General features: G+C 59.2%; 21 protein-coding genes. 6 read left to right on the top strand and 15 right to left on the bottom strand.

Annotation, left to right across the window (positions count from 1 at the left end; translation table 11 throughout):
• Window positions 1-17: 17 nt before the first annotated feature.
• Complete coding sequence (locus LIS66_RS13265) at window positions 18-599, top strand: DinB family protein (RefSeq protein WP_042609895.1); 582 nt, start codon at window positions 18-20, stop codon at window positions 597-599.
• Window positions 600-933: 334 nt separating this feature from the next.
• Here the strand turns inward: LIS66_RS13265 and LIS66_RS13270 are convergent, their stop codons facing one another.
• The 3 genes from LIS66_RS13270 to LIS66_RS13280 all read right to left on the bottom strand — a co-directional run bounded on the left by LIS66_RS13270 (window position 934) and on the right by LIS66_RS13280 (window position 3533).
• The gene (locus LIS66_RS13270) at window positions 934-1143 is read right to left on the bottom strand and encodes a hypothetical protein (RefSeq protein ID WP_064362234.1); all 210 of its coding nucleotides are present in this window, start codon (window positions 1141-1143) and stop codon (window positions 934-936) included.
• 248 nt (window positions 1144-1391) lie between these two features.
• Entirely contained in the window at window positions 1392-3140 is a 1749-nt protein-coding gene (locus LIS66_RS13275; protein WP_083352753.1) for a phosphoethanolamine transferase CptA, read from the bottom strand.
• A 210-nt stretch (window positions 3141-3350) separates the two neighbouring features.
• Complete coding sequence (locus tag LIS66_RS13280; RefSeq protein WP_042609898.1) at window positions 3351-3533, bottom strand: DUF6026 family protein; 183 nt, start codon at window positions 3531-3533, stop codon at window positions 3351-3353.
• Window positions 3534-3808: 275 nt separating this feature from the next.
• Between LIS66_RS13280 and gnd the strand changes: the two genes are divergently transcribed.
• The 3 genes from gnd to LIS66_RS13295 are packed head-to-tail and all read left to right on the top strand — an operon-like array spanning window position 3809 to window position 7127.
• Entirely contained in the window at window positions 3809-4789 is a 981-nt protein-coding gene (gene gnd / locus LIS66_RS13285; protein ID WP_227972294.1) for a phosphogluconate dehydrogenase (NAD(+)-dependent, decarboxylating), read from the top strand.
• A complete protein-coding gene (gene zwf / locus LIS66_RS13290) occupies window positions 4786-6309 on the top strand; it encodes a glucose-6-phosphate dehydrogenase (protein ID WP_064362244.1) in 1524 nt (507 codons plus the stop codon). The genes gnd and zwf overlap by 4 nt, the downstream gene beginning before the upstream one ends.
• Complete coding sequence (locus tag LIS66_RS13295) at window positions 6306-7127, top strand: HAD family hydrolase (protein WP_227972295.1); 822 nt, start codon at window positions 6306-6308, stop codon at window positions 7125-7127. The genes zwf and LIS66_RS13295 overlap by 4 nt, the downstream gene beginning before the upstream one ends.
• A 123-nt stretch (window positions 7128-7250) precedes the next feature.
• On the opposite strand, the gene nhaB is transcribed toward LIS66_RS13295, so the two are convergent.
• The 4 genes from nhaB to LIS66_RS13315 form a co-directional block, all read right to left on the bottom strand.
• Window positions 7251-8753 (bottom strand): sodium/proton antiporter NhaB, encoded by a 1503-nt coding sequence (gene nhaB, locus LIS66_RS13300; protein WP_227972296.1) that lies wholly within the window; start codon window positions 8751-8753, stop codon window positions 7251-7253.
• Between the two features lie 186 nt (window positions 8754-8939).
• Window positions 8940-9860 carry a hypothetical protein gene (locus LIS66_RS13305; protein ID WP_227972297.1) on the bottom strand — a complete coding sequence of 307 codons (921 nt, stop codon included), beginning with the start codon at window positions 9858-9860 and terminating at the stop codon, window positions 8940-8942.
• Between the two features lie 144 nt (window positions 9861-10004).
• On the bottom strand, window positions 10005-11294 hold the full coding sequence (locus LIS66_RS13310) for a hypothetical protein (RefSeq protein WP_227972298.1): 1290 nt from the start codon (window positions 11292-11294) through the stop codon (window positions 10005-10007).
• Between the two features lie 255 nt (window positions 11295-11549).
• Complete coding sequence (locus tag LIS66_RS13315) at window positions 11550-11816, bottom strand: hypothetical protein (RefSeq protein ID WP_016774677.1); 267 nt, start codon at window positions 11814-11816, stop codon at window positions 11550-11552.
• A gap of 523 nt (window positions 11817-12339) precedes the next feature.
• Here LIS66_RS13315 and LIS66_RS13320 point away from each other — a divergent pair.
• Window positions 12340-13665 carry a sigma-54 dependent transcriptional regulator gene (locus tag LIS66_RS13320; protein ID WP_042609905.1) on the top strand — a complete coding sequence of 442 codons (1326 nt, stop codon included), beginning with the start codon at window positions 12340-12342 and terminating at the stop codon, window positions 13663-13665.
• Window positions 13666-13944: 279 nt separating this feature from the next.
• Complete coding sequence (locus LIS66_RS13325) at window positions 13945-14916, top strand: IS110 family transposase (protein WP_083353292.1); 972 nt, start codon at window positions 13945-13947, stop codon at window positions 14914-14916.
• A gap of 74 nt (window positions 14917-14990) precedes the next feature.
• On the opposite strand, the gene LIS66_RS13330 is transcribed toward LIS66_RS13325, so the two are convergent.
• From LIS66_RS13330 to pnuC, 8 genes are all read right to left on the bottom strand, one after another.
• Window positions 14991-16307: a hypothetical protein gene (locus LIS66_RS13330; RefSeq protein WP_227972299.1), complete on the bottom strand. Its 1317-nt coding sequence runs from the start codon at window positions 16305-16307 to the stop codon at window positions 14991-14993.
• A 45-nt stretch (window positions 16308-16352) separates the two neighbouring features.
• Window positions 16353-17099, bottom strand: coding sequence for a hypothetical protein (locus LIS66_RS13335; RefSeq protein WP_227972300.1), 747 nt, complete (start codon window positions 17097-17099; stop codon window positions 16353-16355).
• A 43-nt stretch (window positions 17100-17142) separates the two neighbouring features.
• On the bottom strand, window positions 17143-17823 hold the full coding sequence (locus tag LIS66_RS13340) for a C39 family peptidase (RefSeq protein ID WP_042609908.1): 681 nt from the start codon (window positions 17821-17823) through the stop codon (window positions 17143-17145).
• Window positions 17824-17888: 65 nt separating this feature from the next.
• A complete protein-coding gene (locus LIS66_RS13345) occupies window positions 17889-18878 on the bottom strand; it encodes a heme utilization protein (RefSeq protein ID WP_227972301.1) in 990 nt (329 codons plus the stop codon).
• A gap of 69 nt (window positions 18879-18947) precedes the next feature.
• Complete coding sequence (locus tag LIS66_RS13350; protein ID WP_042609910.1) at window positions 18948-19520, bottom strand: hypothetical protein; 573 nt, start codon at window positions 19518-19520, stop codon at window positions 18948-18950.
• A 1-nt stretch (window position 19521) separates the two neighbouring features.
• Complete coding sequence (locus tag LIS66_RS13355) at window positions 19522-19971, bottom strand: hypothetical protein (protein WP_064362255.1); 450 nt, start codon at window positions 19969-19971, stop codon at window positions 19522-19524.
• A gap of 331 nt (window positions 19972-20302) precedes the next feature.
• On the bottom strand, window positions 20303-20827 hold the full coding sequence (locus LIS66_RS13360) for an AAA family ATPase (RefSeq protein ID WP_227974512.1): 525 nt from the start codon (window positions 20825-20827) through the stop codon (window positions 20303-20305).
• Window positions 20824-21387, bottom strand: a complete 564-nt coding sequence (gene pnuC, locus LIS66_RS13365; protein WP_227972302.1) for a nicotinamide riboside transporter PnuC — start codon at window positions 21385-21387, stop codon at window positions 20824-20826. The genes LIS66_RS13360 and pnuC overlap by 4 nt, the downstream gene beginning before the upstream one ends.
• Window positions 21388-21531: the final 144 nt, after the last annotated feature.

Consider the following 21531-nt stretch of genomic DNA (forward strand, 5'->3'; position numbering starts at 1 on the left):
ACGAAGAGGGCGCCGACATGAGCCAACCGCTGTCCCATCATTTGCTGACCATGGCCTACCAGAATGCCTGGGCCAATCATCGACTTGCCAAAGCCTGGAGCCAGCTCGACGCGGCCGAACTGGCCGCGCCAAGAGTGAGCTTCTTCCCCGGCATCCGCCTGACCCTCAACCACATCCTCACTTGCGACTGGTTCTACGTCGACGCGCTGGAGCGCGAATTGCGTGGTGACGAGCCGCACCCGGATTGCTACGTGTTCTTCAACGAAGACGAGCCGCTTACCGACGCCACCGCGCTGCGTGAAGAACAGGCTCGCGTCGACCGTCGGCTGATCGCTTATTGCGAACAACTGCGCGATGCCGATCTGCCGCGAATCGTCACCATCGCCCGCGAAACACCGCAACACGACAGCCGCTTGCGCATGCTTTCGCACCTGTTCGAACACCAGATCCACCATCGCGGGCAGGTGCATGCGATGCTCAGCGGCACGACGGTCAAGCCACCGCAGCTGGATGAGTTTTTCTGTGTCGGCGAGCGTGCACTGCGTGCCGAAGATTTTGCCGAATTGGGCTGGACTGAAGAGTTGATCTGGGGGCACTGACCGCAAAAGATCGCAGCCTCGTTGCACTCGTCAGCTTCTACACGTATCGGATCGTAGGAGCTGACGAGTGCAACGAGGCTGCGATCTCTTGATCTTGATCTTCAAACTTCCGATTGTCCGCCCAAGTATCGAGCCGAACCCGATCATGAAAACCACGCAGATCCGCTCCCTCTCCCTCGGGAGAGGGCTGGGGTGAGGGGCGAATTCACCGCAACTTCAACGTCGAACATCGAACCGCATACCCAAAAAAAAGGCGCCCCAGGCAGGGCGCCTCAACTGTCATCTCCCGGGCCAGAGCGGAGCCACGGAAGGTCCATCGGTTGCTCGGTAAAACTCAGTCGCGATAAGCCTCGGTCACCTGCGCCGTCTGGTCAGCGGGCACGCGAATTTCTTTCGCATTGGCGTCGCTCTTCTGCTCGCTCTGGGCGTGCTGGACCGGGAAATTGTCGTAGTAATAACGCATGCGCTCAGCGCCGCCTTCGGCGAAAACGCTGGCAGAACCCAGGGCAAACAGCCCGGCAAGCATTGCGGTAGTGATTTTCATGGTGCCTCCTACTGAACAAGTGGAGCCGTTCATCCATGAGCAGATCTCGGAAGAGAGTCTGGGAGTCCGGAATTAACGCGGGGTTAACGCTCGTTCGGTGAAGGTTTTGCAGCGTGTTGCGGGGAGATAGCTGACAGACTCCGGGCCCTTGAACAAAAAAAGCCCTGCATCTTTCGACACAGAGCTTTTCAAGGGATCAGGCCGGGAGCTGTTCAATGACTCTCATACCTGCAAATCCCGACGCGATGTTACCGCTCCACCGCGTCCGCGATAGTCGTTTCGGGTTTCTTCGGCTTCATCAAACTGAAGTCAATCAACGCGCGTTTCGCCGTCTGGTACGGATCGCCAATCAACAGCTTGCGCGGCACGAAGCTGTCGCTGACCAGGCTCTTGCTGCGATCCAGTTCATCTGAGCTTAACCCGGCCAGATCGGCCCAGGTGTGGATGAACTGCGAGCTGCTGTACGGGCGGCTGAGGTCGCCGGCGAAGTTCCAGTCGTGGTTTTCCTTCCACTTTGGCGACGCCCAGGCCATGAACGGGATGGTGTACATCGGCGCGGTCGGTTTGTTTTCGTTGCGGCCCAGGGTGCTGTGGCCAGCCGAGTCGAAGACGTCTTCGCCGTGGTCGGACAGGTACAGCAAGAAGCCGTTCGGATCGGATTTGGCGTAATCCTTGATCAGGCTCGACACCACGAAGTCGTTGTACAGCACGGCGTTGTCGTAGCTGTTGTAGGTCGGCAGTTGATCGTCACGCACGCCGGCGGGTACGCCCTGGCGATCGTGAAACTTGTCGAAGGTTGGCGGATAACGGTACTGGTAGCTCATGTGCGTACCGAGCAGGTGCACGACGATCAGCTTGCGGGGCGCCGCATCGGCCAGCGCCTTGTTGAACGGCTCGATGACGTCGCCGTCGTACTGCGCAGCGTTCTGGTTGCGGTTGTTGTTCAGGTACACCTGTTCGTCGGCCTGTTCGGAGAAGGTCGTGAGCATGGTGTTGCGCTTGGTCATGGTCTGCTGGTTGGTGATCCAGAAGGTCTTGTAACCCGCCTGTTTCATCACGCTGACCAGCGATGGCGTCGACAGGTACAGATCCGGATTCTGCTCATCGGCGAAGGTCAGCACCTGCTGCAACGCTTCGATGGTGTAGGGGCGCGGGGTGATGACGTTGTCGAAGATCGCCAGTTGATCCTTGAGCTTGTCCAGTTCCGGCGTGGTGCTGCGCGGATAACCGTAGAGACTCATGCGCTGACGGTTGGTCGATTCACCGATGACCAGCACCAGGGTCGCCGGCTGCCCGGCCGAGGCGTCCTTGAGGTTTTTCAGCGGCGGGATCTGGCTCGCGCTGTCGAGCATGCCCTGCATGTCGGCGAGGGTTTCCTGATAGCGGTGATACGCCACGGCCATCTGCCATGGCACCGCTGGCTCGATGCGGGTTTCGAATTTCTCGAAGCCTTGGGCGAAGGTGCCCATGCGCAGGGTTTGCTTGACCAGCGGATAGCCGACCACGGCGATGACGATTGCCGTCGCCGCTACCAGGGCGCGACCACGTGGCATGTACACCGGGCGCAGGCGCGTCCATAAAAAGTAAGCGAATGCGGTATGGGCGAGGAACGCCGGGATCATCCACCAGGCGAAATACTGCGTCATGTACTCGCCGGCTTCCGACACGTTCGACTCGAACATGATGAAGATGACGCTCTGCGAGAATTCCTGCTGATAGATGAAGAAGTAACCAAGGCTGGCCATCGAGCAGGCCCACAGCACCACGCCGATGATCGCCGCGAGCAGGCGAGTCTGTCTGGGGAACAGCAACATCGGCGCCAGCCACAGCGCGCTCATCACGAAGGCCTGACGGAATCCGGTGAAGCCGGATGTGCCGGTCAGTTGGATCAGCAGTTGGGTGATACCCGAGAAGTACCAGAAGAAAACGAACAGCCAGATGAATCCGGCCCAGTCGAAACCGGTCGCAGTCGTTTTGCTGCGTTTGAACAATGCCATTCAGCGCTCCAGCTCAATCATCAAACCCACGCCGGAAAGCTTCCATGACACCGACGAACAGAGGCCGTACACGCAGGTACGGCCAGAATGGGGCGGAGTATCCCCAAGGCAATGTGAAAGATTTGTTAAGCGCCGCTTTTATCTGGCATCAAGCGGTCAGAGGTGCAGTGTGTCGGGAACGACGGGTGCCGTTCCCGAAGCAGGCGGGGGTCAGGCGTGGCGCGCGCGCTGCACAACCGGGCGTGGTTGCGGCTGCGAGCCCTGGGTCAGTGCGCGCAATTGCGCCAATTCGTGCTTCAACAGGTCGCGCTCGTCTTTCAACTCGCGCAATTCGTCGCGACGGATCGTAACGTAGAGGGTTTGTGGCGGCATTGCTGTGTGTACTGTGCCCATTGCTCACCTCGCAAATGGCGTGCATCAACTGTAAGTCACTCCTCGTTCCGAGGCGCTTGACTTACTATCGGCGCCAATTTTGATTTCTTTTGCCCAAGAAGGGAACTTTTTTATTTTTCATGGTCGGTGTGTCTTCGGCAGGATTCGGGGCGTTATCACTCTGGATCGGGCACAATGCCCGGAAACTTCATCGCAACGCTCTGGACTAACCTCCATCAGTCGCGTTGGGCTATAACCAATGACACACATTTATTTGTAGTAAGGAGCATCAGCACATGCAACTCGGGATTATTGGACTGGGCCGCATGGGCGGCAATATTGCGCGACGTCTGATGCTCAACGGGCACACCACCGTTGTTTACGACCGCAATACCGCTTTCATCGATAACCTGATCGCCGAGGGCTCCACCGGCGTCGCCGACTTGCCGGCCCTGGTTGCCGGCCTCGACAAGCCACGCGCTGTCTGGGTCATGTTGCCGGCCGGCGCGCCGACCGAAGACACCATCAACACCCTGAGCGAACTGCTCGAACCCGGCGATACCATCATCGACGGCGGCAACACCAACTACAAGGATGACATTCGTCGGGCCAAGACTCTCAACGAGAAAGGCCTGCACTACATCGACGTCGGTACCTCCGGCGGCGTCTGGGGCCTGGAACGCGGCTATTGCATGATGATCGGCGGCGACGCCGAAACCGTGCAGCGCCTCGACCCGCTGTTTGCCGCACTGGCGCCGGGCATGGGCGACATCCCGCGCACCAAGGATCGCAAGTCCGATGACCACCGCGCCGAGCACGGCTACATCCATGCCGGTCCTGCCGGTGCCGGGCACTTCGTCAAGATGATTCACAACGGCATCGAGTACGGCATGATGGCCGCGTTCGCCGAAGGCTTCGACATTCTCAAGACCAAATCCAGCGAACGTTTGCCGGAAGATCAGCGTTTCGACCTGAACGTGGCCGACATCGCGGAAGTCTGGCGTCGTGGCAGCGTGGTGTCTTCGTGGCTGCTCGACCTGACCGCCGATGCGCTGGCCAGCGATCCGAAGCTCGACGGCTTCTCCGGCTCGGTAGCCGACAGCGGCGAAGGCCAATGGACCATCGAGGCGGCCATGGAGCAAGCGGTGCCGGTGCCGGTGCTGTCCAACTCGCTGTTCTCCCGTTACCGCTCGCGCGGGCAGGGCACCTTCGGTGACAAGATCCTGTCGGCACAACGCTTCGGCTTCGGCGGCCACGTGGAGACAGCGAAAAAATGACCCGTACGATCCGCAGAAAATCCAAGGCAGAACCCGCACCACCGACCACGCTGTTTCTGTTCGGTGCCCACGGCGACCTGGTCAAGCGCTTGCTGATGCCGGCGCTGTACAACCTCAGTCGCGACGGCCTGCTCGACGACAATCTGCGGATCGTCGGCGTTGACCACAACGCCATTACTGATGAAGCCTTCGCGCAGAAGCTCGAAGACTTCATCCGTACCGAAGTCGCGGCGAAGGTCGGCAACGGCGATCAGATGCTTGATCCGGCCTTGTGGGCCAAGCTCGCCAAAGGTATCAGCTACGTCCAGGGCGACTTCCTGGACGACAGCACTTATTCAGCCCTGGCGGCGAAAATCGCCGACAGCGGCACCGGCAATGCGGTGTTCTACCTGGCCACCGCGCCTCGTTTCTTCAGTGAAGTGGTGCGCCGGCTCGGCAGCGCCGGTTTGCTTGAAGAAACTCCCGAAGCGTTCAGAAGGGTGGTGATCGAAAAGCCGTTCGGCTCCGATCTGCAGACCGCCGAAGCCTTGAACGCGTGCCTGCTCAAGGTCATGAGCGAGAAGCAGATCTACCGGATCGACCATTACCTGGGCAAGGAAACCGTGCAGAACATTCTTGTCAGCCGGTTCTCCAACAGCCTGTTCGAAGCGTTCTGGAACAACCATTACATCGACCACGTGCAGATCACGGCGGCGGAAACCGTCGGCGTCGAAACCCGTGGCAGTTTTTACGAACACACCGGCGCGTTGCGCGACATGGTGCCCAATCATCTGTTCCAGCTGCTCGCCATGGTGGCCATGGAACCGCCAGCTGCGTTTGGCGCCGATGCGGTGCGGGGTGAGAAGGCCAAGGTAGTGGGGGCGATTCGTCCCTGGACCACCGACGAAGCGCGTGCCAACTCGGTACGTGGCCAATACACGGCGGGCGAGCGCGACGGCAAGCCGTTGAACGGTTATCGCCAGGAAGCCAACGTCTCGCCCGACAGCAGCACCGAAACCTACGTGGCGCTGAAGGTGATGATCGACAACTGGCGTTGGGTGGGCGTGCCGTTCTACCTGCGCACCGGCAAGCGCATGAGCGTGCGCGACACCGAGATTGTCATCTGCTTCAAACCGGCGCCGTATGCGCAGTTCCGCGACACAGAGGTCGACGAGCTGCAGCCGACCTACCTGCGCATCCAGATCCAGCCGAATGAAGGCATGTGGTTCGACCTGCTGGCCAAGCGGCCGGGGCCGGCGTTGAACATGGCCAATATCGAGCTGGGTTTTGCCTACAAGGATTTCTTCGAGATGCAGCCTTCGACCGGTTATGAAACCTTGATCTACGACTGCCTGACCGGCGATCAGACGCTGTTCCAGCGCGCCGACAACATCGAGAACGGTTGGAGAGCCGTGCAGCCATTCCTTGATGCCTGGCAGCAGGACGCCAGCGTCGAGTTGTATGCGGCCGGCGACGATGGCCCGCAAGCAGCCGAAGATCTCCTGACTCGCGATGGCCGCGTCTGGCATGGTCTGGGATGAGTGACTTGACGAAACAACCCATCAGTTTTCTGCTCAGCGACATGGACGGCACCTTGTTGCTGCCGGATCACACGCTGAGCCAACGCACCATTGCCGCCGTGCGCTCATTGCGCGAGGCCGGCGTGCTGTTCAGCCTCGCCAGCGGGCGTCCACCCAAAGCCATGCTGCAGCAGATCGAGGCGCTGGGCGTTGATCTGCCGACAGCGGCATTCAATGGCGGCACCATCGTCAAACCGGACGGCACGCTGTTGGCCGCGCATTATTTGCCGGTAACCACGGCGCTGATCGCACTGGCACTGTTTGCCGATCAGCCGGACGTGGAAGTCTGGGTGTTCAGCGGCGGCGACTGGCTGCTCAAGGACCCGCACGGGCCGATGGTCCCACGTGAACAGAGTGGCCTCGGCTATCCGCCGGTGGTGGTGGAGAGTTTCGAACCGTATCTGCAGCGGATCGACAAGATCGTCGCCACCAGCAATAACACTCAGTTGTTGATCGAACTGGAGGCGCAGCTGTTGCCGAAGGTCAACGGCATGGCCCAGGTGTCGCGCTCGCAACCGGTGTATCTCGACGTCACCGCGCTGGAGGCCAACAAGGGCACCGCGCTGACGGCGATTGCCGAATACCTCGGCGTGCCGCTGGAGCAAACGGCGGTCATCGGCGACGGCGGCAACGACCCGGCGATGTTCAAATGCGCCGGGTTGTCGATTGCCATGGGGCAGGCCGAAGAAGCGGTCAAGCGCCAGGCCGACGTCGTCACCGCGCCGAACACCGAAGACGGCGTGGCTTTGGCGATCGAAAAGTACATTCTCCCGCGCTGATTCACACAGAAAAAACTGTAGGAGTGAGCCTGCTCGCGATGGCGGCGTATCAGCAAACGAAATGGTGGCTGACACACCGCTATCGCGAGCAGGCTCACTCCTACATGGGGTTTGCAGTGTCAGTTACAGCCAGTAGCTCACCGCATACCAGCCCAGCAAGCCCATCACCACGGTGTAGGGCAGGGCCATCCACACCATGCGCCCGTAGGACAAACGCACCAGCGGGGCGATCGCCGAGGTCAGCAGGAACAAAAACGCGGCCTGACCGTTCGGCGTCGCCACACTCGGCAGATTGGTCCCGGTGTTGATCGCAATCGCCAATGTCTCGAAATGCTCGCGACTCATGTGTCCGGCAAGAAATGCCTGTTTCACTTCGGTGATGTAAATGGTCGCGACAAATACGTTGTCGCTGATCGCCGAGAGCAGACCGTTGGCGATGAACAACATCCCCGGCTGTTGATCCACCGGTAACGCCAGCACCCACTGGATCAGCGGGGCGAACAGTTGCTGATCATGAATCACCGCTACCACGGCAAAAAACACCACCAGCAGTGCGGTAAACGGCATCGCATCCTTGAACGCGCTGCCCAAGCGATGTTCGTCAGTGATCCCGCTGAACGCAGTAATCAAGACAATCACCATCAAACCGATGAGCCCGACTTCGGCGAGATGGAACGCCAGGCATCCAATCAGAATCAGCGCCGCCGCCCCCTGCACCAATAGCGCTGCGGTCTGCCGGGGCGTACGTTCGGCATCGTCCTGGGCAGCATAGTTGGCCAGCACGGCGCGCACGTTATCCGGCAGCAGCGTGCCATATCCGAACCAGCGCAGTTTCTCCAGCAACACACAGGTCACAAGACCGGCCGCCAGCACCGGCAGCGATACCGGGGCGATCTTCTGGAAGAACTCGCCAAAATGCCAGCCCATCTCATGGCCGATCAGCAGGTTCTGCGGCTCGCCAACCAACGTGCAGACGCCACCGAGCGCAGTGCCGACTGCGCCGTGCATCAACAGACTGCGCAGGAAAGCGCGAAATTGATTGAGGTCTTCGTGGTGCAGCGTCGGCAGGTGGCCGTCGTCACTGAACTCGCTGTCCTGACGCGGATCATTGCCCGAGGCGACCCGGTGATAGACCGAATAAAAACCCACCGCCGCACTGATGATCACCGCCGTCACGGTCAACGCATCAAGAAACGCCGAGAGGAATGCCGATAAAAAGCAGAACATCAACGCCAGGATGGCTTTCGAGCGCACGCCCAGCAGCAGCCGCGAAAACAGAAACAGCAGCAGATCCTTCATGAAGTAAATACCGGCCACCATGAACATCAGCAGCAGGATCACGGGGAAGTTGTGCAGCAACTCGTCGTACAGCGCTTGCGGCGTGGTCATCTTCAGCAACAGCGCTTCAATCAACAACAGGCCGCCCGGCATCAACGGATAGCACTTGAGCGCCATGGCCAGGGTGAAGATGAACTCGATTACCAACAGCCAGCCCGCCGCGACCGGGCCGACGGTGAACAGCACCACGGCATTGAGAATGAGGAAACCGACAATGGTCGCCTTGTACCAGCGTGGCGACTGCCCTAAGAAGTTGTGCGCGAACGCCTGGGCCATTGAACCGGACATCGGCTGCTCCTTTTATTAAGAAGCGCGAAAGTTGCCGGATGTTTCAGGGAAGATCAAGGTCTCGGGATGCGATTGCTTGAGAACGATCGTGCGTTGCCAATCCGTGGCGATCACCCTGAAACAGATCCACGGCGCCGTGGCGTCGTGGATCTCTGATTACCTCAGCGCTGATGCAGTGAACGACGCTTAGAGCTTCGACGAAACGACTCTGATCGCCCAAGGTGCAGACAGTCGCCCCGTCGCGGATTTACAGCGCAAAGTATGCACATGATTAACGGCCAGATCCGTGATGGTCGCGCTGTAGACACCGTGTTCATCGACTGCGAAGGGGACAAGATTGTTGTTGTAGTCAACAATCCACCCCGTCTCGCGAGGGATACCCGTACCGACAACAGTGACAGCTCTATCAGTCGTGATGCCTTGATTCTCGATCTCCTGAAACTGCTCCTGACCGATGACGAACTTGATTGCCAGCACACTCGGTTTGGTTACCACAACCCGCCATGACGGCGATTCGAGCCCAGTGAGGTCCCTTGCGACAAAGACTTGCGTGCCTGGTTTAAGGTCTTCGAGTCTGGCGCTCCAGTGCCCGTTTGGGTCGATGTTCAGAAGCTTGATCACCTTGCCGTTGTTCAACAGATCCACTCTTCGACCAGGCACGCCCGAGCCGATGAAGTTCAGTTCGTTGTGAAATGTTCTTTCACCATCGTTGACGGGCTCTCCGTCAGGTCCGTATACCGATTCAATTACCGGCGCGGTCACTCCCTCGACGATGACTGTCCATGGCGGCGAAATGTCCCCGCCAACATTGGTCGCTGTGTACGAATGCGGCCCGGGCAGCTGTGCGGGCAGTTTGGCGATGAAGAGGCCTTGCAGATCAGCATAAGCCGAGGTAACGGGTTGCCCCCAATCCCATATCTCAACATATTCTCTCGGAGAGGCCGAGCCGCTGATTGTCAGATTGCTGTCGTAGCTGATGCCGCCGTCCTGTATGAAATCACCTCTACCGTTGGTGACCTCGCGTATCTGGAGACCACTGCCTGTCGCAGGATTGGCCGGGGCATCGGCAGGCGTTAGCGGTGCCGATAATTTCTCTTGATCAGTCATCTCGAAATTCCTTTTTTCGGTCGTACACGCAGCCATTTGCGTGCCCGGTCATCTGATCCCTGATCGAGGTGCCCGTCTACTGTCAGAAATTACAGGTAGGGCTATCTAGCCGACGGACGGCAACGTCCCGGTGCAAGTGTTGATTCAGTGATTCAGATAACGCGCGACCATCGCCCGGTAGTTGCCATCCAGCGAAGACCCGCCGACGACAATGGCGCCGTCAGTTTGTACGGTCAGCGAATTGGCTGTATCGAGACTTCGGCCCAGCCGCGTGCGCAGCCAGCCATGGCCCTGGCCGAATTCCGGATCGAGGCTGCCATCGCGTCGATACCGGGCGACCATGAAGTCGGCTTCAACCCCACCGATGGTCGCGCCTACCGCAACAAGGCGGCCGTCAGGCATGCGCTGAGCGGCATTCCATTGGCAACCGCTGGCGCCGATGTCCAACACCAGAGGCAGGCCATGGTGGCAGTGCAAGTCCGGTCGACCGTTTGCGTGCAGGACAAACGTCAGGCAGCGGATCGGATCGCGGCTGCTGCCGAAACAAAAAAGCCTGTCGTCGGACTCGATGATCTGACTGACCTGAGCGCTTTTGTCATGGGCCTTGAAAGCCATGAAGCCGTCGACGGCAAAGCGCTCGTCCAGGCTTCCATCAGGCCGATAAACTGCCAGCAGGCCTTGCTGCGGAAAGTCGATGGACCCTGCAACGACGATGCGCCCGTCCTGCTTCAACAGCAGCGTGCTCAGCCAGGTATTGAGCAACAGGTGGCGGACCATCACAAATCCGCGCCCGTTGAAGGATTCGTCCAGACAGCCATCGGGTTGCAGACGAATCAGCATTCCGGCGTGATCGGCGAGGCTGAAATGATGGTTGGCGATCAGCAGAATGCGGCCGTCTTCCTGCACCGCAAAATCGCAGGCTTCGACACCCGGCACGCCCGGCGGCAGCCAAGTGTCGCGAGTGCCCATGGACAGCTCGCCGGGCAGCCGCACGACTTGGAAGCCGTCATCGCCGAAGGATCGGTCTGGCTGACCGTTGGCATGAAACAGGGCGAGGGCGGGCAGGGTGCGATGGTTGTTTTCATAATGCAGGCCGGCCAGCAGGATTCTCCCGTCAGGTAACACCTGAACCTTGCCGGCCCTGGCTTCGAAACCCTCGATGAAGCTGCCGATTACGCTGCCCTGACTTCCAAAGGACAGATCCGCCGAACCATCGGCCAGCAGCCGCGCCAGGCCAAGACGACTTCCTGTCGGCGTGCCGACCTTCGCGGCAACCAGAATCCGGCCCCGGGCATCCAGCGCGACATGCTGGGTCTGGCTGGACAGACTACCGGCGAAATACACCTGGGCAACACCGCCGATGGCGAATGTCGCGTCAAGCGAACCGGGGTTGTTCCATGCAGTGGGCAGCGCATAAGTGTTGAGGGTGGACATGCACGCGTCTCCTTGCGAGTGAACCCATACCCAATGAGTGGGCGGCTGACTGCACGAGCGAAACATTCAATCCCTGAACCGCGAGAAGTACAACTGGAAGAACTAACAGAACGACGGTCGCACTGTGCCAGAACAGTGTCTTGTTGAACCAGTCGCAAGCGAGCCAAGCATCCTGGCAGGATCTGACCCGGGAAGTTACGGTTTTCCCAAATGAAAAGGGCGGATGACTCTATGTCATCCGCCCTTGTTCGATTATCAGTGTGGCATCGACCACGATTGCAGTTTGTGGCCATCTTCGCTCAGCTCGGCGCGGGCCTGCTGCAGCAGTTGTTCGAGTTGCGCCGGGTCAGAATAGGCGCTGCTCGGGATCTGTTTGCGACCAATGTGGGAATTGGTGCGGTCAACCACGGTCAGGCTCAGTTCGCCATTGCCGTCTTGTGGCGCCCAGGCCACGCACTGGAAAGGCTTGAAGGCGTGGTTGGCAATCAAAAGAGCTTCGTTGATACGCAGCGGGGCAGTCATGGGGTCTTCTCTCTATTGGCGCCCAATCAAGTGAGGTGCCGTCGGTTGGGCTTACCGTGCGGCCGGTTACTTGTACTGATGCACGCAACCGGGGGGTGGGTCACAACTGAAACAAAGAAATTTCAAGTTCTTTACATAAGCCCGGTTAGTTTCGGTAATCCTGCACATGTCCGAACACCGCGCCGAATTCACCCCTCACCCCAGCCCTCTCCCCGAGGAGAGGGAGCCGATCTGTGGGCTCTTCATACCCGCGTTCGACTCGGTATTGCACGTCGGCGTACCTTGCACAAACACCTCGGTCAGTTCCCTCTACCTCTGGGAGAGGGTTAGGGTGAGGGCTGCTGTTTGACACACTACGAATAGTCGATAGCTAACTAACAACCAACTTTCTTATAACGCTTTTAATAAGCCTCCTATAAGCAATCGATACAAGCCTCCGTCAAAATCTTGCTAGTGTTACAACCGGGACAGCCAAATGACTGTTTTTACAATCATTTATTATATTTGGCGCCAAGGAACAGTCATGAGCGAAGCGCCTGCGTCGAGACGTTTACTGGTGGTCGATCCCTGCGACGACTGTTACCGGCTTTTGCCCGGTTTGCGCGCGGTGGGCTGGGATGTCGACAGTTGTACCTTGGAAAATGCCGCCGATCGCGCCTGTGACGTCGGCCTGCTGCGCCTGCAGCCATTTCATCTGGAACGCCCTGAAGCCGTCAAAGAACTGATCAGCCGCAGCGGGACCGAATGGATCGCCGTGCTCAACCAGGAAGTGTTGCGCTTACAAAACGTTGGCGATTTCGTCTGTGAATGGTTTTTCGATTTCCACACCTTGCCTTTCGATGTCTCCCGCGTACAGGTCACCCTGGGCCGCGCCTTCGGCATGGCGCGTCTGCGTGGTCAGGGCACGATTCATGTCGACCAGCCGGAACACGAACTGCTCGGCGACAGCAAACCGATCCGCGAACTGCGCAAGCTGCTGAGCAAACTTGCGCCGACCGAATCGCCGGTGTTGATTCGTGGCGAAAGCGGCACCGGCAAGGAACTGGTGGCGCGCACCCTGCATCGCCAGTCCCAGCGTCACAGCAAACCATTTGTAGCGATCAACTGCGGGGCCATTCCCGAACATTTGATCCAGTCCGAGTTGTTCGGTCATGAGAAAGGCGCTTTTACCGGCGCCCATCAGCGCAAGGTGGGGCGCATTGAAGCAGCCAATGGCGGTACGTTGTTTCTCGATGAAATCGGCGATTTGCCGCTGGAGCTGCAGGCCAATCTGCTGCGTTTTCTGCAGGAAAAACACATCGAGCGGGTCGGCGGCAGTCAGCCCATCCCGGTGGATGTGCGAGTGCTGGCGGCGACCCACGTTGACCTGGAAGCGGCGATCGAGAAGAAGCGCTTTCGCGAAGACCTGTATTACCGGCTGAACGTGCTGCAAGTGGTGACCGCACCGCTGCGTGAGCGCCATGGCGACCTGTCGATGCTGGCCAACCACTTTTCGCATTTCTACAGCCATGAAACCGGGCGCCGGCCTCGCAGCTTCAGCGAAGATGCCTTGATTGCCATGGGCAAACATGACTGGCCGGGGAACGTACGGGAACTGGCTAACCGGGTCCGGCGCGGTCTGGTGCTGGCGGAGGGTCGGCAGATCGAGGCGCGGGATCTGGGTTTGATCAGTCAGCACTCGGTCGCTACGCCGATGGGCACGCTGGAGGATTACAAGACCCGGGCGGAACGGCAGGCGTTGTGTGATGTGTTGAATCGGCACAGTGATAATTTAAGTGTGGCCGCGAAAGTCCTCGGAGTTTCCCGGCCTACTTTTTATCGGTTGTTGCATAAGCATCAGATTCGTTAACTGCCTGAAGATCAAAGGATCGCAGCCTTCGGCAGCTCCTTGTATCTCGACTAGCGCTCCGCCAGGAGCGATAGTTCTCGACTGATCATCGAGGGAGGGACTTGGAAGCCGCGCAGCTCCTTAGGCTTTTTGCCTGTGACGTAGATCGTGCTCCAGCCCTCCACACTCACTCGTACAGTTCGCACGGTATCTTGGGCCCGCCTCCGGCGAGAGCCCGCATTCGCAAGGTTGGACAGAGTGAAGTGATGATCGCAACAGGGAACAAGTGGAGAAACGATCATGTCTGGTTTCGTTGGCGTCGACATCGCAAAGAACACCTTTGATATCGCTACACACCTGCCCAACGGCAAGCACAAAACCAAGGCCAAGCTGGCCAACGACCCAAAGGGCTTTAAAGAGTTTGAGGCGTGGCTAGAAAAAAACGCCGAGCGTTCGGCCCTGATCGTGATGGAAGCCACGAGCGTCTACCACTTGGAGCTCGCGGAGTTCGTTTACAACAAAGGCTTCCGGGTCTGCGTCGTGAACCCGGCTACGACCAAAGCGTACGCTGACAGCGAACTGCGCCGCATAAAGACTGATAAAAGTGATGCCAAACTGATCGCCGACTTTGCCCGGGAAAAGGATCAAAAACTTCACCCATGGGCGCCTGAGCCGCTGAAATACCGCCAGTTGAAAGCAATGGTGCGCCGCCTGGATGACCTTCAGGAAATGGAACAAATGGAGCTTAATCGTCTGGACGTTTCCGACGAAAAGGTCAAAGACTCGATCAACTCTGTTCTGCGCCATATCGAAAAAGAGATCGTGGAAACGCATAAGGCGATCAAAAAACACATCGATGACGACCCGGATATGCGTCAGATGCGGAATCTGATCGTAACCATCGACGGCATCGGACAAAAAACGCTTGAACGATTGCTGGCCGAACTGGGTGACTTGCGCAAATACAGTGACCCTCGCCAACTGGTCGCTGCTGCGGGGCTCAATCCAAAGCTGCAGGAATCAGGAAAGCTCAAAGGTCATACCCTGATCTCAAGAGTAGGGTCAGCACGGCTGCGTGCAGGCCTCTACATGCCTGGCATGGTGGCGCTGAAACACAATAAGGCGATCAAGGCGATGAAAGAACGCTTGGAAGCCAACGGCAAGGCTCCCAAGCAGATCATCTGCGCAGCAATGCGCAAGCTGCTGCACTTCGTTTACGGAGTGCTCAAGTCAGGACTGCCATATGACCCGAAACTTGCGCTTGCCCGGTAAGGCTCAAGACGGTATCTACAGGGATTACGTAATCCCTGTAGGAGCTGCCGAAGGCTGCGATCTTTTGCTTTGCTTTAGAAGTAATACGGGAATTTCAGACTGAACGAGAAGTCCGGCGCATCGTCAGTCATGCCGATCGACAAGTTCGGCACGATCGTCAGGTTGTCGGTGGCCGCAATGGTCATGCCGACGTTGAAGTAACCGGCGTTGGCGTCACTCGACACCACCGATTCCCAATCGCCGCCGTCCTGTTTCAGCTTGCTCTTGCGTTGCACCAGGTCGGAAACGGAGAACGACATACTCATCTTCTCGTTGAGCGCGAAGGCGATGCCGGCGCCGATCTGGAAGCTGTCGCCGATGCGCACTTTGCCTGGGGTTTTCTGGTTGACCGTGGAACTGATGTCGTCGAACGACTCCTCGAGGTTATGGGTGTAGGAAAGGCTGCCGAACAGCACCGCCGGGTCAAACGTCTTGACCAGCGAGATGCCCGGGGTGATCGACCAGACGCCGTTGCCGGTGGGCAGGGTGTCGGGGACGAACAGGTTGGAGTTGGCGTCGGTCTGGCGCAGCTTGATGCCGAACGGGTCTTTGCCGGTCGGCGCCTTGACGCGCAGGGTGACGACGGCGTCCGGGGTGTTGACCGACTCGTCGAGGAACTTGTAGGCGATACCGAAGTTGACGTCGCCGATGGTTGGATCCTTGGTCACGGTTTCCTCGGTGGTGACACCGGCCGCGCCCTGGTTGCCGCCGCCGGACTGATACGTCGACTCGCGATACACCACCGGCACGTTCAGGTCGAACTGCCAGCGGTTGTCGAAGTTGTAGCGGCCGGTGAGGTCGAGGGTCCAGGTGTCAGCCTTGATCCGGTCGAGGTTGATGTTGCCGAGGAAGATCGAATCCAGCGCAAGGAAGCCGTTGAGGATCAACTGGCGGGTGTCGTAGCGCGAATAGGTCAGGCCGGTTTCGACGCTAAACTTGCCGCCGCCGAAGAAACCGCTGGCTTCGTCATACAGGTTGGAAACGCTCTGCGCCGGTTGCGAATCATCGGCCAACGACTGACCGTAAGAAGCGCCGCTGCCCCCGGCGGCGCCTCCCGATGCGGCGGCCGCACCGGTGCCTGTGGGGGCTCCGGTAGCGACGCGATTGCCTTTCATGTCGGACGGCGATTTGGCCAGCCGTTTTGGCGGTGGGGCGGCGGGTTGTTCTTCTACCTGGCGAACCCGTTGTTCAAGTACCGCGAGCGCTTGTTGTTGTACTTCGTATCGTTGTTTCAGTTCCAGAAGTTCCCGTTTCAGGGCTTCTACATCGGCGTCGGGTGCTGCTTGCAGCATCGCCGCCGGGAGAAGGGTACTCAAACACACTGCAGCACGCAGTGATACTGATCGATACATGAATAAGCCGTCCCTTTAAGCCCAATGATCGAGACTCAGCGTAGTTCAATATCCGATATTGCGTAGGGCCCCGAGTTGGGTCAGGTTGCAGTCCAGTGCACCGGCGCTTCTGCCGTTATTGTTCAGTACGACGTTGAGTTGCGTGAGGTTGTTGACCACGTTGGCACTGCCCAGCAATCGGGTGTTCTGCAGCAGCCCGCCCTGGGCCACCTGTTGCAATGCTGTGCCTTGATTGCCGCTGGCCTGAATGGCCATTTGCACGCCACCGCCGTTGGCCGAAACCGCGACACTGCCGGCGCCGTTGCTGCCGCTGATGGTCTGCCCGGCAACAAGGGCCTGGCCTTGCGACGGCACCAGAGCGGGCGCCTGACTGGCTTCGCTGACGTTGATCGCGACGTTGTTGTTGGCGGTGTTGCCATCGCCGGCGGCGCGCACGCTTTGCGTCACGCCCTGGCTGCTGTTGAGGCCGGCGCCACCGATGATAGTGCCGGTGCCCAAGGTGGGAGTACTGCCGTTGCCCGACTCCTTGATGGTCGAGACATAGAATTGCGGTTTGACCGTTGCGGCCTGGATCTGCATCGAAGTCGCGGCCCCGATCAGGTCGCCGCTGGCGTTGCGCCAGGTGCTGCTCATGACAATGCCGAAGCTGATGATCCGCCCCGGCATGACGTAACGACCGCGCAGCTCGGCGAGCTCCTGGTCCTTGATTTCGATGGGTTTGAATCCGGCATGGGCTAAACCTGACGCACTCGCTGCCAGGCAGGCGGCGGCCAGCCAGTATGAGCTTTTCATCTGCTGCTCCCGGGACATCCAGTCCCATTCTCTAACTCGGCGATTAAAAGAAGTCGCTCTGAATGAACCCGAAATCCATCAATTCCGCATCTTTGACCGGGTTGAAACCGTCCAGCGTATTTTTCGCCGTCAGCGGCACGGGAGGGCTGCGCAAGGCGTTGGCCTTGTCGTAACCGGGGCCGACGATGGCAAAGACAATGCCGTTCCAACCTTTGACAAAGTCGTCGTGCTTGTAGCGTTTGTGGCCGAGTACCGGGTCACCGATGTAGACCCAATCCTTGTCCGAACGCTGCAGGACGACGAAGTGCTTGTAGCCGCGAATGTCCATCAGGACCACCACCGGAATGGTCACCGCTTCGAGTTTCTCGGGCGGGATCCGGTAGCCACGGGCGCGCATGCCGATGCTTTCTACGTAGCGCTTCATGTCGAGCATGGAGAAACCCTGGGTTCGCACCAGGTCCTGGTCAGCGTTGACCAGCATGCCTTTGATGATGTGCTCCTCATCGACGTCGAGCCAATAGGCCTGGCGCAGAACCGTTGCCAGTGCAGCAGCGCCGCAGCTGAAATCGGTTTTCTGTTCGACGATGTCGGCAAACTTGCGCTCACGAATGCTTTGCACGTCCTTGTAGACCAGCACGCCACCCGGCAGGGCAGCCACGGGCATCTGGGCTGCCTGAGTCAGGCCGCACAGACAAAGCAGAGCGAAGAGGGCAGGAGTCCGCATGATCGAATACGCCTTGTGGAACCGAGGAAAAAGCCCCGTTACCGGGGCTTTCGTTTCGATCGCGATTACATGCAGGCTTTGCAACCTGCGGCGATGGACAGCGAGTTGCTTTGTTGGTTGCCCACACCGGCCGAGACGTTGGCTCCACCGTTGCCGGAGAAGTTGTTCATCGAGTTGGTCATGTTGGCGTTGTTGACGACTGGGGTTTTCCAGCCATCTTTGGTCAGCACTTGTTGGGTGGTGACGCCAGCGAGGCCAAAGCTGCCCACGGCTTCGAACTTGGCTTTCTGATCATCGTTGCCGCCGTGGCCGCCGCCACGGTTACCCCAACCGCCATGGTTGTCGTCTTCGATGGTCGCGGTGCCTTTGGCTTTGAACACGCCAGCGGCTGCATAGGTACCGGTGAGGGTGTCGGTTTTGTAAGCCTGCACGCCTTTGTTTTCCACGACCAGGCCAGTCGAGGACTGGTTGGCAGAGGCAGCAGCCTGCGCTACGCGACCGCCGGAAACAGCGATGGCGAGGTTGTTTTTCTGTTGGTTGAAGTTGCCGGAGCTCACGTTGATGCCGATGTTACCGGAACCGTTGTTGCCGGCATTGCTGAGCGTGGCGTTGTTGAAGGTGGACGAGTTTTTCACGTAGTTGTTGTTGTTCACCTGAGTCGCGCTCGAGGCTGCAACAGCGTTGCCGAAGATGAAGCTTTCGTCAGCGGTGGCCAGCGCCGCAGCGTTGTCCTGCTGGTTGCCGTCGCCGGCAGCGACGTTGGCGCCCATATTGCCGTTGGAGCCATTGAGCGAGTCGCTGGCATTGGCGTTGTTCAGGGTGCCCTGGTTCTTCACCACGTTGCCGTCGCTGTTTTGCGCGTCGAGTACAGCGGCGCCGGCGCCTGCGGTGATCTGCAGCAGTTGTTCAAGATTTGGACCTTGTGGCTGGCCGTGACCATTGCCGTGCCCGTTACCATGACCGTTGTTGTCACCACGGCCGCCAGCCTGTGCTGCCATTGCCATCACTGCTGCGAGTGCGAAAACCAGTGGTTTGAGAGCCATTGTAGGTTTCATGGTTGTTTCTCCGTCGTGCTTATTAGTTGGGTTAAGTGTTGTTACTTTTCCAATTGCACTGTGTTTGGGTCAGTCAGCGACCCGGATGCTCAGGGTGTTAGCCATGCGGTTCCCCACCCCGGCACTCTGGTTCACCTGGATTACCCCGCGGCTGCCGGTGAAGGCCTGATCACTTGTCGTGACCTGGCGACTGCCGGGTGAGGTACCAGTTGCTCCTGAGCTCGGTAAAAACGCCACGTTCTGTTGCGAAAGGGCGCTGTCGTCAATGCTCTGCGGGCCGGCACTGATGCTGACGCGCGTCACGTTGGCCATTTGATTGTTGGCACCGGCACCCTGGTTCACACCGAGGATGCCGTTGCCATTGCTGAAAGAGTTGCCGCCGATGTTGGCGCTGGCGTCGATGGCGCGGCTGGCGGGCGTGTCGATGTTCTGCCTGACGCTGGTGGTGGCGTGGGACTCGGTGCCGATGGCGATCGCTTTGGTGTTGGCTTGCTGCATCTGGTCACCGGCGGCCTGGTTGACGTTGAAGTTGCCGCGATACTGGGCACCGGAATTCTGGATATTCGCCTGGTTGACTGAAGCCGGATCGGCCATGGCGCTGGTGCAGCCGAGCAGGGCGAGAAGCAGCAGGGTGCGATTCATGTCATTGGCCTCCGGCCATGCGAGTCAGAGGCGCCAGCCCGGTGCTCATCGCCCGGTTGACGGTGTTGGAGATCGACGCGCCAGAACCGCCGCCGCTACCGGTACGCATGCCGGGCAGTCCGTTCTGATTGGTCAGGGTGTTCATGCCGGGCAGGTTGGAGGTGGGCGTGGTCATGTTGCCGCGAATCGACGAACCGCTGGCGACGCTGGCGAAATCGCCGTCGCTGAGTTCGGTGCTGCTGAGGGTCTGGTTGATCCGCGCCGAAGGGTTGGCGTTGACCGTGGTCGGATAGGGGTCTTTGCCACCATTGCGGCCGATCGGGATGGGCTGAACGTCGCGGTTGAGAACGATCACGCCATTGCCTTCGGCTTGCACGCTGACGCTGATCAATGCGCTGGCGGCTGATCCGATCAGCAGGAGGCAGGTCAGGCTTTTATTGAAATTCCCCACGGCTGCAATTCCTTCTTCAGTGGGCTGGGTGATTCAGCGTTGTGAAGGAGAGAGCGAAAGCTGTGCCGGATTTGGATTGTCTTGTTTTTTCAATGGTTTGGCGGATATGAGCGGATGGCTCTGGTCGCTACTGTTTCACCGGTGATACACGCCGAGGATCGCTTGAGTGCCAATTGGCGTTGCAAAGCTCTGGATCAAGGGTTTGCGCCGATGTGTTTCAGCGGCGTAACAGGTGAGGTGACGCGGTGATGAACAGCGTTTGGACGGCGGCTTTGCGCGCTCGCGAGTGTTTCAAAAACGGACAGAATGCGCGAATTGCCCGCTTGCTGGCTTAGTCGGCCAGCAAACGCTCGACCGCCGCAAAGGCTTGCGCCTGGCGTTCGGCCCAATTGCCTTCGATCACTTGCATCGGCTGTTGATGCTGGACCAGCCACGTGCGAGTGGCTTCGTAGAACGCCATGCGATCTTCAAGAGCCGGTTGGCAGCGCTGGCCGTCTTCGGCCCAGTCGACCTGTTGCGGCGACAGCAGCAGGTGCAGATCGTAATGGCGGGCGAGCAACTCGGTTTCCAGCCAGTCCGGGCAGTCACCAAACAGAGTCTGGCTCCAGAGGATGTTGCTCAGAAGATTTGTGTCGAGGATCAGCAGCGCGGGTTGTCTGGCCCGCGCCTGATCTTCCCGGTGCAACTGACCCCGAGCGATGGCGGGGATGTCGGCCAGGCAGGTGTCCCGGGGGTTTTCTTCAATAAACCGGCGCACATATTCGTCAACGCGCACGCCGCCGAAACGCTGCTCCAATCCTGCCGCCAGCCAGCTCTTGCCGGTGGATTCCGGGCCGGTGAGTACCACGACTTTCATGTGCGCAACGCCGGATCGGCGCGCCATTCCCGCCAGCCTTGCACGGCGAGCAGGGTAAACAGCGCATAGAGCGCGGCAGTCAGGTACAGGCCTTTATAGATGAACAGGCCAACAAAGATGACATCGAGGACAAACCACAGCGCCCAGCATTGCAGGCGTTTTTGCGCCATCCATAGTTGCGCGACCAGACTGAAACCGGTGAGCGCGGCATCGAGCCACGGTTGTGCAGCGTCGGTCCAGTGCGCCATCGCCGCGCCCAGCAACAGGCTGCCGATTGTGCCGATACCGAGACCGAGCAGAATCGAGCGAGTGTCGAGGCGGCTGACTTCGCGTCCGTCGTGCATCGTCCAGGCGCGGGTCCATTGCCACCAGCCGTAGACTTGCAACGCGGCGTAGATCACTTGCAGCAACATGTCCGAATACAGCTTCACCTCAAAGAAGATCCAGCTGTAGAGCAACACCATGACCAGCCCGATCGGCCAGCACCACGGATTCTGTTTGACCGTCAGCCACACGGCGATGACACCGAGGGCAGCGGCGAACAGTTCAAGCCCGGACATGAGTGATCCTTGGGGGAGTCGAGAAGGGGGCGGATTGTACTGCATTAGTCAGATCAAAAGCCCCTCACCCTAGCCCTCTCCCGGAGGGAGAGGGGACTGATTGGGGGATGCTTTTGAGCTGCGCCGGTTTGAACGATCTTCGTT

Source organism: Pseudomonas sp. HN2, assembly GCF_020736465.1.
Lineage (GTDB): Bacteria > Pseudomonadota > Gammaproteobacteria > Pseudomonadales > Pseudomonadaceae > Aquipseudomonas > Aquipseudomonas moraviensis_A.